General features: G+C 43.1%; 10 protein-coding genes and 1 pseudogene. 6 read left to right on the forward strand and 5 right to left on the reverse strand.

Features of this window, described 5'->3' with window-relative positions:
• Positions 1–1425 (forward strand): PhoH family protein, encoded by a 1425-nt coding sequence (locus NFS34_RS10690; protein ID WP_251360031.1) that lies wholly within the window; start codon positions 1–3, stop codon positions 1423–1425.
• A 32-nt stretch (positions 1426–1457) separates the two neighbouring features.
• Here the strand turns inward: NFS34_RS10690 and NFS34_RS10695 are convergent, their stop codons facing one another.
• Positions 1458–2540, reverse strand: coding sequence for an AI-2E family transporter (locus NFS34_RS10695; protein WP_251360032.1), 1083 nt, complete (start codon positions 2538–2540; stop codon positions 1458–1460).
• Between the two features lie 197 nt (positions 2541–2737).
• On the opposite strand from NFS34_RS10695, the gene NFS34_RS10700 reads away from it, so the two are divergent.
• Complete coding sequence (locus NFS34_RS10700) at positions 2738–4183, forward strand: M48 family metalloprotease (protein ID WP_251360033.1); 1446 nt, start codon at positions 2738–2740, stop codon at positions 4181–4183.
• 9 nt (positions 4184–4192) lie between these two features.
• On the opposite strand, the gene NFS34_RS10705 is transcribed toward NFS34_RS10700, so the two are convergent.
• On the reverse strand, positions 4193–4666 hold the full coding sequence (locus tag NFS34_RS10705; protein WP_251360034.1) for a TlpA disulfide reductase family protein: 474 nt from the start codon (positions 4664–4666) through the stop codon (positions 4193–4195).
• 157 nt (positions 4667–4823) lie between these two features.
• Here NFS34_RS10705 and NFS34_RS10710 point away from each other — a divergent pair, with 157 nt between their 5' ends.
• Entirely contained in the window at positions 4824–6398 is a 1575-nt protein-coding gene (locus NFS34_RS10710) for a hypothetical protein (RefSeq protein WP_251360035.1), read from the forward strand.
• Positions 6399–6408: 10 nt separating this feature from the next.
• On the opposite strand, the gene NFS34_RS10715 is transcribed toward NFS34_RS10710, so the two are convergent.
• Entirely contained in the window at positions 6409–7587 is a 1179-nt protein-coding gene (locus tag NFS34_RS10715; RefSeq protein ID WP_251360036.1) for a YihY family inner membrane protein, read from the reverse strand.
• 66 nt (positions 7588–7653) lie between these two features.
• Here NFS34_RS10715 and arsC point away from each other — a divergent pair, with 66 nt between their 5' ends.
• The 3 genes and pseudogenes from arsC to NFS34_RS10730 all read left to right on the forward strand — a co-directional run bounded on the left by arsC (position 7654) and on the right by NFS34_RS10730 (position 9061).
• On the forward strand, positions 7654–8007 hold the full coding sequence (gene arsC, locus NFS34_RS10720; RefSeq protein WP_251360037.1) for an arsenate reductase (glutaredoxin): 354 nt from the start codon (positions 7654–7656) through the stop codon (positions 8005–8007).
• Between the two features lie 22 nt (positions 8008–8029).
• Positions 8030–8633 (forward strand): annotated as a pseudogene (gene wrbA / locus NFS34_RS10725) (NAD(P)H:quinone oxidoreductase).
• 26 nt (positions 8634–8659) lie between these two features.
• On the forward strand, positions 8660–9061 hold the full coding sequence (locus tag NFS34_RS10730; protein WP_251360039.1) for a DUF2069 domain-containing protein: 402 nt from the start codon (positions 8660–8662) through the stop codon (positions 9059–9061).
• A gap of 120 nt (positions 9062–9181) precedes the next feature.
• Here the strand turns inward: NFS34_RS10730 and aroC are convergent, their stop codons facing one another.
• Together aroC and aroA are read right to left on the reverse strand one after the other, a co-directional pair.
• Positions 9182–10279 (reverse strand): chorismate synthase, encoded by a 1098-nt coding sequence (aroC, locus tag NFS34_RS10735; protein WP_251360040.1) that lies wholly within the window; start codon positions 10277–10279, stop codon positions 9182–9184.
• Positions 10280–10336: 57 nt separating this feature from the next.
• Complete coding sequence (gene aroA, locus NFS34_RS10740) at positions 10337–11632, reverse strand: 3-phosphoshikimate 1-carboxyvinyltransferase (protein ID WP_251360041.1); 1296 nt, start codon at positions 11630–11632, stop codon at positions 10337–10339.
• Between the last annotated feature and the right edge of the window lie 41 nt (positions 11633–11673).

Below are 11673 nucleotides of genomic sequence, written 5' to 3' on the forward strand. Positions count from 1 at the left end.
ATGGTAAGAAAAAAAATCGATGGTAAACGATTATTTGTACTCGACACCAACGTTTTAATGCATGACCCCACTGCCCTTTTCCGTTTTGAAGAACACGACATTCTTATCCCCATGGTAGTCCTTGAAGAGCTTGATGCTGGAAAAAAAGGCCTATCCGAAACCGCCCGTAACGTGCGCCAAGTGAGCCGCTATATTGATGACCTGATGTCCTCCTCTGAAGAAGGCGAAGACCCCATGATTCAAGGGATCCATATTGGTGCTCTGCCACAAATCGGCGACATTAAAAAACACGGCAAAATTTATTTCCAAATTCGCGAACATACCGATCGCTTGCCAGACTCGCTACCCAGCTCGAAAGCCGACAACACTATTTTAAACGTCGCTTTAGCACTGCAAGAAAATGAGCCGGATAAGATCATCACGCTAGTATCCAAAGATATAAACCTGCGAATTAAAGCCAATATCGTCGGAGTTCATGCCGAAGATTACTTTAACGACAAAGTGTTAGACGATGTGGAGCAGCTACATACCGGTTATTTCGAACTGCCAGAAGATTTTTGGGACACTCACAGCCGAGACATGGATTCTTGGCAAGAAGATGGTCATACCTACTATAGAATCAAAGGGCCTTTGGTTGAAGAATGGTTTACCAACCAATGCTTATTCCATGACGCCGATCATTTTGAAGCCATTGTTCGCTCGATTGAGAATGATGAGGATGGTAAGCCCACCGCTTTAATCGAGCTTTTAACTGACTATCGCACTGACAGCCACAATATTTGGGGGATTACCGCCCGCAACCGTGAACAAAGCTATGCTTTGAACCTCTTGATGGATCCGGAAATCGACTTCGTAACTCTACAAGGGCCTGCAGGCACCGGTAAAACTTTACTGGCCCTAGCCGCGGCGCTTGAACAGGCGATTGAAATGAAGCGCTACAAAGAAATTATTGTGACCCGCGTTACTGTCTCAGTCGGTGAAGATATTGGCTTTTTGCCCGGAACTGAAGAAGAAAAAATGACTCCTTGGATGGGCGCCTTGATGGACAATTTAGAAGTATTAGCGCCGTCGGATAATGATGAATGGGGCGCAGCCGCCACTCACGACTTATTGCGTAAATGGATCAAAGTACGCTCGCTTAACTTTATGCGCGGGCGAACCTTCCTGAATAAATTAATCATTATTGATGAAGCGCAAAACCTAACTTCTAAGCAAATGAAAACTCTAATCACGCGCGCCGGCCCTGGCACTAAAGTGGTTTGTATGGGTAACGTGGCGCAAATCGATACGCCTTATTTAACCGAAACCACTTCGGGTATTACCTATGTGGTGGACCGCTTTAAAAACTGGAGTCATGCGGGTCATATCACCCTAAAACGTGGCGAACGCTCACGACTCGCGGATTATGCTTCGGATATCCTTTAGCGGTTGACTAAAATCTGACTAACACTCCTGCGTTATGCAGGAGTTTCTTCAATAGGCTCCTGTCCTTCTCGATGCTCTTTTATCGCTGCTAATACCGCATTTACCAATATGGCTAGCGGTATGGCGAAGAAAACGCCCCAGAAACCCCAAAGACCGCCGAACAGTAAAATGGCGCCAATAATGGCGACGGGATGCAAACTAACTGCTTCGGAAAATAACAGTGGCACAAGAACGTTACCGTCCAAGATCTGAATGATCATATAAACCACAAATAAGATATAAAACGGTTGACTGAAACCCCATTGGAAAAAGCCAATAAGCAAAACTGGAATCGTTACTAAAGCCGCACCAATGTAGGGAATTAACACCGAAAAACCGACCAAAACACCCAGTAACAAGGCATAGTTCAGCCCCATTAAGGCAAAGGCAATGTAGGAAACCAAGCCGACAATAATAATTTCCATGACCTTGCCGCGAATATAGTTACCGATCTGATGGTTCACCTCGCCCCAAACCGACTGCGCTAATTGGCGCTCTTGCGGCAACCATTGGCTGAGCCAGCCCAAAATCACATTACGATCTTTTAGAAAAAAGAACACCAATAACGGCACTAAAACGATATAAATCAATAAGCTAGCAACACCTACCAAGGAGCTAAAAGAAGCAGTTAGTAAGCTCTGCCCTGCCGAGCCTAACTCCGTTCCTATCTTGGTTAAGATATCATTAACCTGCTCAGTGGAGACAAAGTTTGGATATTTCTGCGGCAGCTCCAAAATCGCCTGCTTGGCTTTAAGTCCAATACTGGGCAACTCGGCTAACAATAAGGTTCCCTGCTTCCAAATCAGAGGCACTAGCCCCAAAATAATTAGCAACGACAGGGTGATAAAGCCAATAAAGACGATCAAAACTGACCAAAAACGGCTAACACCCTGTTTTTGCAAGGCACTAACCAGCCACTCAAGCAAATAAGCAATTACCAAAGCCCATAGGATTGGCGCTAAAATATCGCCAAGGGTTAGAATAAAAACAAACCCCAGTACTAACAGCATAGTCAGGACTATGGTTGCCGGGCTGGAAAAATTACGCTTAAACCATCGGGTAAAAATCGAAGTCATATTGAATATAAGTTATTGCTTCCACAAAGATTATAGTGAATTAATCGACTAGATTGATAGCAAAAAATTGAATTGAGCTGAAGTTTTCACTTTACAGCCGGCATTTACACCATTTATACAAAAGACTATTTGAACTTTTAGCCTCGGAACACCATCATATAGGGTAACCATTAATTTTATACCTAATCAAATACTTAATGCGCAGCGCTTTATCACGATTAACCTTTTACTCAATAGTGTTTTTTAGTCTGAGTTTTACAGCCCATGCAGCCAATGAACTGCCAAAGTTGGGCGAAGCCGCTGGTGCCACCCTATCGGTTGCCAAAGAGCAAGCAATTGGTGATCAGATTATGGCTCAAATCTTGCGCAGTCGTTTTTTGATGCAGGATCCGCTGGTTAACGACTATATTCAACAGGTTGGTTACCAGCTAGTCGCAGCCAATCCCGACGCTTTAGGTCGTCATTTTAAGTTTTTTGTGATTGAAGAACCCAGTATTAACGCCTTTGCCCTTCCTGGCGGCTATATTGGTATTCATTCGGGGTTAATTACCGCCTCTGAAACCGAAAGTGAACTCGCGTCAGTGATGGGGCATGAGGTGGCGCACGTCACCCAGCGCCACCTAGCTCGGAGGCTGGAAAAGCAACAACAACTTACACTGCCATCAATATTAGCAACCATTGGCGCGATTTTGATAGCCACTCAAGATGGCGAGGCTGGTATGGGGGCGATAGCAGCAACCCAAGGAGCTGTCCAGCAATCGATCATTTCACACACTCGGGACAACGAAAAAGAAGCCGATCGAATTGGTATTGCCATGCTTTCTGGTGCCGGTTTTGATGTGCGCGGTGCTGCCGGCTTCTTTGAAACACTAGAGCAGCAAAGCCGCTTTGTTCGCAAACCGCCGGAAATTTTACTGACTCACCCTCTATCAAAAAATCGTATTACCGATGCACGTAATCGCGCCAAGCTCTATCCTCTGGTAGAACACAAAAGCTCGCTTGATTATCAGTTAGTAAAAGCTCGTATTAATAGCATTGAGAAACGCAATAATGAAAAGTATTTCTCAAATCTAAAGAAGCAAAATTTAACAACAGTAGCCAAGCAGTACGAATATGCAGAGCTATTAAAAGCGCAAGGTTATCACCGTCAGGCTCTTGCCATTTATCAAGATTTGTACCAACAATATCCCAATAATCACATTATTTTGTACAGTTTATCGGAAGCACATCTTGCGAATAATTCCAGTGAGAAAGCTTTGCCGCTACTACAAAAACAACTGAGCCGCAATCCAAGCTCGACCAAATTAATCCTCGCGGCTGCTAGCGCCTACATGGCTTTAGGGCAAGCGGCTGAGGCTGAGCGAATTTTACTGCGCTATGCGGATTTAAATAAAAGTAACCCTAATTACTTGTTTGCGCTTGCGAAGGCGCAACAGCAATCCAATCATATTCCGGAAATGCACGAAACCACTGGCCAATATATGGAATTAGTGGGCGATTATCGTACTGCAAAAAAGCATTTTGAAATGGCCTTGCGGCATTTTTCACAAGATCCTTATGCCCAAACGCGTATTCAAGCAAGGCTTGATCGCGTTAGGCAAAAGATCCGTGAATTAGTCGAAGGCGGTAAAAAGCGCGGTTAACTTGGTTGCTTAATTGGCTTGGCTGGATTCTATTTTTTCGATTAACGCCAAAATTGAAGTTTGATCTTGCTTGCCAAGTAAAGGCCCAATCATCTGCCCTTTTGGAGTAAACAAATAATTCGCCGGCAAGCCTGTTGGCCGTTCCATCGGTAAATAAGGCATCGGCTCAGTCGCCATGATTTGGTATTCAATTTGATATTTTTGCTTTTGTGCTAGCAATTCTTGGTTGCTCAACTTGTCATAACTAACTGCAATTACTTTAATCCCTTGTGCTTCTAGTGCATTCAATTCTGGAATTTCTTTGAGGCAAGGTGGGCACCATTCAGCCCAAAAATTAATCAACAACCAGTCGCCTTGATAATCCGAGATAGATTTTTGCTCGCCATTTAACAATTGAAACTGGCTCGATTGCTGGCAAGAAGCCAATAACAGAGCAAACCAAGATAGAATCAAAATCTTTTTAAGAGTGTGAACTAGAACCATAGGAAAATCAGAGGTTTATAAGATTATTCTAAGCCAAATAGTGGAAATGTATGGCGCTTTAGGGCATTATTATAGCAAGCAAGGATAAAGCAAAGAAGAAGATTTGAGCGTAATCACCAAAATTATTGCTGCAGAATAATTTTATTAAGGCAACCTAATGGAATCATTAAAGTTAACTTTTCCGTCCATCCAAACTGGGCGAGAATTTATTATTGATACGGATCCTAATTCAGTTGAATCTTGGCTAAACAACCTAGCTTTTGTAGAGACGGATCAAACCATTCATGAGCTTACTCGAGTTGCTCATACTTTAAATCGCTGCCCCCACAAATTGGTCGCCCGCGAAAAAAACTTTTATCTGCTCAGCCAAGGCTATTTAACTCTTAGCCGCCATATGCGCGAACAACACGATCGACATAAAGCCTTTGTCGACAAACAGCAATATAAATCATTACACCTCTTGTCATCTGAAATGGCTTTTGGTTTTAAACGCATTATCGATGAACTTACCAGCCAAAAGATGTTCTTTAAGCGAGGTCGTTTGGCTAATGCCATTAACCATGCGCAACACTATTTGGGACTCATGCTAATCGAGCAATACCAGCTTTATTCGCCTATCCCAAGCTTTATTTGGCGCGAGCTTCATTTACTCTACGAGTTTGCAGAAAAACAACGATTGGTTGATAGAAAACTTTATAAAGAAACGCCTAATCCGTTGGAACCTTGTATTAGCATCAAGCAAAGTTACATACGAAACTGTTTAATGTCGGTGGTCAATCCTTACCATATTGAAGACAACCAGCACTGGCATCTGTTTAAATACTTAGCCCATTGGTCGCAAGTGGTGGAAATTACCGCTGACCTTGAACGCTACAGCCAGCAGCGATGTTTCGTGTTAGATTTATCCGAATCCAACAAGCCTCACATAGCAACTGATGACAGCGACTACCAAAGCGAATCGCACATTCGATTGATTAAAACCGATACCCTTATTGCCACCATTGAAAAGCAGCTTCAAGCCTTTAAAGACAGCCAAAAGCTGCCCGATCCTGGATTTTATGATGGCATTGAGCCTAGCAACGCCTACAAATTGCTCGAACGTATCAACGATTTCTGCGACACCTTTGTAGCCAGAGACTCGACCCGTTATCCCTTATTAACCGATGTCGATACCGTTTGGGGTTTGACCAATATAAAAAAAGTGATCTTAAACGAAAAGGAAATGGGCCGCGAACTAGAGTTGGATGCAGAGTTACCAAAAACGTTAGGAAACAGCTACAAAACCAATTTTCGCTGGAGAGCCGTTAACCATAGCGAAGGCGGTATTTGCCTGCAAAATGCCATTCAGGAGGTTGATGACTTACGGATCGGAAACCTAGTTATCCTCAAAAGATACGTCAATAACAAACCGCAAAAACAGTGGCAATTGGCAATTGTTCGGTGGCTGACAGGCGATAAAAAAAGTGGTTCTGTAGTTGGGCTTGAATACATCCACGGTGAAATGTGCTTTATTGATTACCTAACGACCAACAAGCTTAAACAAACCGTAGAGCATCCCGTGCTCTTAATAAAGCCTTTTGACTCGTCCAACCCAATCCTTATTGCTGCCAAAAACCTGCTAGGCAGCCAAAAGATTATCCAGATAAAAGTTGATGATGAAGAACGCGAAGCCCGTTTATCGCACTTAATCGAAACCAACTCTAAAGTCAGTATTTTTGGTCTAGTCTATTAAAACTTGAGTGCTAATCTTGTGGCTTTAAGATGGGAATCATCAGCTCCCGATCCAGATGTAAGTTAGCCTGTTCAATTTTTTGCACCAAAAAATCCTGCTCTTCAACCGTATCTTGGCTATTCGGCAAGCGCCAACTACCCTTACGATACAAATCCGCAATGGTCAACTCTTTGCCATTCACGGCCAAACAGTAAGCTTCATTTTCCAGCTTTGCCAAAAAACCCAACTCAACTAATTCATCGACTTGATTCAATAAAATCTGTTCATGGATATCGGAAAACTGTTGCTTAAGCTGTCGTATAGTTACTGTCGACTCGGCACTTTGCGCCACAGCGAAAAACTGTGCTATTTTCAGTGCTGAAATAAATGGGTTTTTCTTCTTCTTGTGACTCGGATCAAAACGGTGTAGCGCATAACAAATCACTGCGCCAAACAGTAAAATCAGCCAAGACAAAAACACCCAGAGGAAAAAAAGTGGGATCGCGGTGATGGCACCATAAATCACTTCGTAGGTTGAAAACTTGGTGATGAAAATTGCAAAGCCATACTTAGCAACTTCAAATAATAAAGCGGTGAAGACCGCTGCTATCAAGGCTTTTTTAAACTCCACTCGACTGTTTGGGGTAATCATGTAAAGCGCAGTAAAAGCAAAAACGATTAAGGCAAAAGGCAAACCAAGGCTTAAAATACCGCTTATTTTATCGAACACTGGCAAAGCTGCGAAACTAGAGGTGGCTAATAGGCTAGCCGCCACTAAAATCGGCGCCATGGTCAGCATCGCCCAATAAGCTAACCATTTATAAATTCCTTGGCGTCGATTGTTGCTTTCCCAAATGGCGTTGATAGAACTGTCGATAGAACGGATCAGCATTAGCGCAGTGATAAACAAAAAGATAAAACCAATGGCTGATAAATTTTTTGATTTCGACACATAATCGTTGAGGTATTCTTGTACCACTAAGCCTTTCTCAGGCAGGAGGTTTTTGAATATCAATTCTTGAATTTGCGTATTGGTTGACTCAAACGCTGGAAATATCGCCAACAAACTCACCGCTACCGTCATCAGCGGCACCAAAGCTAGCATGTTATTTAAGGTTAGCTCAGAAGCCAAAGCACTGACATTTTTCTTAGCAAACTGAGAAAAAACAAACTTTGTGAAGGCTTTTAGCCAATTCCACCTTTTTTCCATTGTCATTTACGCCTAAAATAACTTCTTCTAATTTCAATATTAAAGCATAGGACTCAATACAAAGTCATGAGCGATTTTAACATATTCCACAACCCTCGCTGCTCTAAATCTCGCCAAACTCTTGCTCTATTACAGGAGAATGGAATCGAACCCAATATTATCGAATACATAAAAGAGGCGCCGAGCAAAAACCAATTGAAGTCGATTATAAAAATGCTAGATGTTGAACCGCGCGAGATTATGCGAAAAAATGAAGCCGAATATAAAGCAGCAGGTCTAAACGATGAATCTCTGAGCAAAGAGCAGCAAATAGCTTTAATGGTAGAATATCCTAAAGTAATTGAACGCCCTATCGTCTTCACAAAAGATAAGGCTGCGGTTGGTCGCCCGCCAGAAAATGTTTTAGTGCTTTTAAAATAATTGCTTAATAAGGGAATATCACTTGAGTAAAATTTTAGTTCTTTACTATTCACGTCATGGCAACACCCGCCAAATGGCGCGCTTGATTGCTCGCGGCATAGAAAAAATCGAGGGTTGTGAAGCGCTGTTACGCACCGTTCCCGAAATCAGCGCCAATCATGAAGCCACTGCCAGCGATATTCCCCCCGAAAGGCGATCCTTATGTGTCTATAGCAGAGTTACAAGATTGCGATGGACTAGCCCTAGGTAGCCCTACTCGATTTGGTAACATGGCCGCACCGCTAAAATACTTTCTCGACCAAACTTCAGCCCAGTGGCTCTCCGGCGCTTTAACCGGCAAACCTGCCAGCGTATTCACTTCAACTGGCTCATTACACGGCGGCCAAGAAACCACCTTAATGACCATGATGATCCCGCTATTGCACCACGGCATGTTAATCTCGGGGATCCCCTACTCAGAAACTGAGTTACTCACCACCACCACGGGCGGCACCCCTTACGGCGCCTCGCATGTGGCAGGTAGCGATAGTCAAAACGCCATCAGTGACGAAGAAAAAAAGCTCTGTATTGCTCAAGGCAAAAGACTAGCAGAACTAAGTAACAAGTTGAGTAAAAAGCTAAGCTAAAAGGCCGCTTAAACTAAAATAACACTATGAACCTACATCTTAAAAAAGCCCTCAGAGCGCGTTTAATCGCTGTTGCCAGTTATCTAGCCATCGTTATTATTTTACCAGTTTTTATTTGGCTAAATCATCAATACCCGCCAATGCGCTGGACTTCCTTAGCAATTTGGTGGCTGCCGCTACTGTTTGCACTACCAGGAATGTTTAAAGGCAAAACCTACACCTACGGTTGGACGGGCTTTATTATTCTGCTGCCCTTTCTCTACGCGTTTTACTATATCGTCGATCCCGATAAATTAATTTGGGCCTCGGTAATAGTAGCGCTATCCGTGGTTTATTTTCTAACCTCGGTGAGCTATGTAAAACAGTATGCTTTATCACAAGGGATTAAGACTAATGCCGAGGCTAAGCAAGCCAAGGGAATAAAATAACTTATCATTCCCGTGACAATGGGAACCTCTTAGACTTTGGCATTTCGCCCTACAACGAGATGCTAGCTAATTTAGCTTAACTGGATTCCGCATCGAGGACGGAATGACTAGAACCAAAGACTAGTTTATATCAAACAATCCCTTATAAGCTCTAAACCTTAAAAAGTGGTCACATAAGACTAAAGCGGCCATGGCCTCGACAATAGGAACCGCTCTTGGTAAGACACAAGGATCATGCCGTCCCCTTCCATGAAAAACAGTTTCGTCGCCTGCTAAATTAACCGTAGCTTGTTCTTTGATAATGGTTGGAGTTGGTTTAAAAGCCACTCTAAAAACAATTGGCATGCCATTGGATATTCCACCCAAAGTGCCGCCTGAACTATTAGTTTTAGTTTTAACCTTTCCGTCTTGGTTGATAAAAATGTCATTATGACTGGTACCCGTTTCTAAAGTGCCTGCAAAACCAGAACCAATTTCAAAGCCTTTGCTGGCGTTAATTGCTAACATAGCTTTAGCTAAATCCGCTTCGAGCTTATCAAATACTGGCTCGCCCAATCCTATAGGTACAGAGTTAATACGACATTCCACTACTCCACCAAGCGAGTCGCCATTTTTTCGCGCCGCTTCGATCCGCTTTATCATCTTCTCAGCTAAGGCTAAATCAGGACAGCGTACAGCAGTTTGCTCAATTAGACTGACGTCAACTTGTTCGGAAGGCATCGCAAGCACTAGGTCATTTACGCTTTTAACATAACCAACAATATCAGTGCCTAGCGCTTTTGCTAATATTTTTTGCGCAATAGCGCCAGCGGCTACATGACCAGCAGTTATCCTGGCAGAGCTACGCCCTCCGCCAGCTACATCACGAATACCGTATTTTTTTTGGTAGGTAAAGTCAGCATGACTAGGACGAAAAATTTTGGCCATTTCCGAATAGTCTTTAGATTTTTGATCTTGATTTTCGATCATCAAGCTAATTGGAGTCCCAGTGGTGATACCGTCAACCGTACCTGAAAGGATCTTTACCTGATCTTTTTCATCGCGGCGCGTGGTAATAGCACTTTGACCGGGACGGCGCTTATCCAAAAAAGGTTGAATATCTGTTTCTGATAGCTCTAATCCCGCCGGACAACCTTCAACCACTACGCCAATAGCTTTGCCGTGGGATTCACCCCAATTGTTTACTTTGAATAGTTTTCCGAAGCTGTCACCTGACATTTTTCTTCACCTAGTTTCGCTGAGGGTTCAATAGCTTTTTACGCTAAGAGCTCTGGCCTACTGAATTTCTTCCGTCACAATACCAATCTGCTCTAAGTATTGCCAATATTGTGGAAACGACTTTTCCACTGCCTGAGAATCTTCTATAACAATTCCGGGAATTTGGACCCCGACTAGCGCTAAAGACATGGCTAATCGATGATCATGACAACTCGAAACATCGGCAGCTGTAAGTTTAGCGCCACCATAAATCCTAATCGAGTCCTTATCATACTGACAATTAACTCCAAGCTTTTTTAGCTGCTCGCACAAATCCACAATCCGATTCGATTCTTTAAAAGCCAAGTGAGCAATATTGCTGATCCGCGTTTCACCCTGCGCAAAAGCCGCGATCACGGTTAGCGTTGGAACCGCGTCCGGCATATTCCCCATATCCACATCAATGCCATGCAAGTCGTCTTGATAACTAATTACAAGCTCCTCATCAAGTCGTTCTACTTTAGCCCCCATTTTTTCTAGGACAGTTGGAAACTGGGCTTCGCCCTGTGGCGAGTCAAAATCATAAGCCTCGATCCTTATTGAAGTTTTAGCAATTAAAGCCGCCGCCATAAAGTAGCTGCAACTTACCACATCGCTGGCAACCTCAATGCAAGGAGCAGTCAAATCTTGATGCTTGGGAATAAAGTATTCTGTAGCATTTGGCTGTTGGATTTGACCTGAAAATTTTTGTATTGCCGCTAATGTCAGCTCCACATAGCTTTGAGATACTAAATCGCCGGTAACTTGTATTCGAGAATCTTCTTCTGACTTTAAGCAAGCAATCAACAAAGCGCTTAAGAATTGGCTGGAACGCGAAGCATCGAGCTGACAAATCCCGCCTTTAATTGGCCCTTGCACCTGTAGCGGTAAATAACCTTCATTAGATTCCAGCTTAACTTGCAAGCTTGTTAGCGAATCAATAATTTCTTGCATTGGTCGTTGGCGCATTTGCTGGCTAGCATCGATGGTCACTGGCGAAGCTAAAGTAGCGGCTAGCGCGGTAACAAAACGACTTAAAGTGCCACTATCGCGACAATTAATTAGGATATTTTTTTCTGGCTGATAATTTTTTATACCTGTGATGCCAATAATATCAGGAGTGACTTTTACTTCGGCTCCCAAGGCCTCGATCGCTACTAAGGAAGCCTTAATATCGTCATTCATCGGAACATTGGTAAGCTGAGTTTCACCATCACATAAAGCCGCTATGACTAAATAGCGATTCGCTAAATATTTACTACCCGGAACTTTAACCCGCAGTGGTTGGTCAGGGGAAAAACCGAGGTTATTTTTGATGATTTTGCGTTTAGCCAATGTTAATACTTCTTTTCTTTGCCTATTAGATAGAATTAGAA

The organism is Kangiella sp. TOML190 (genome assembly GCF_023706045.1).
GTDB lineage: Bacteria > Pseudomonadota > Gammaproteobacteria > Enterobacterales > Kangiellaceae > Kangiella.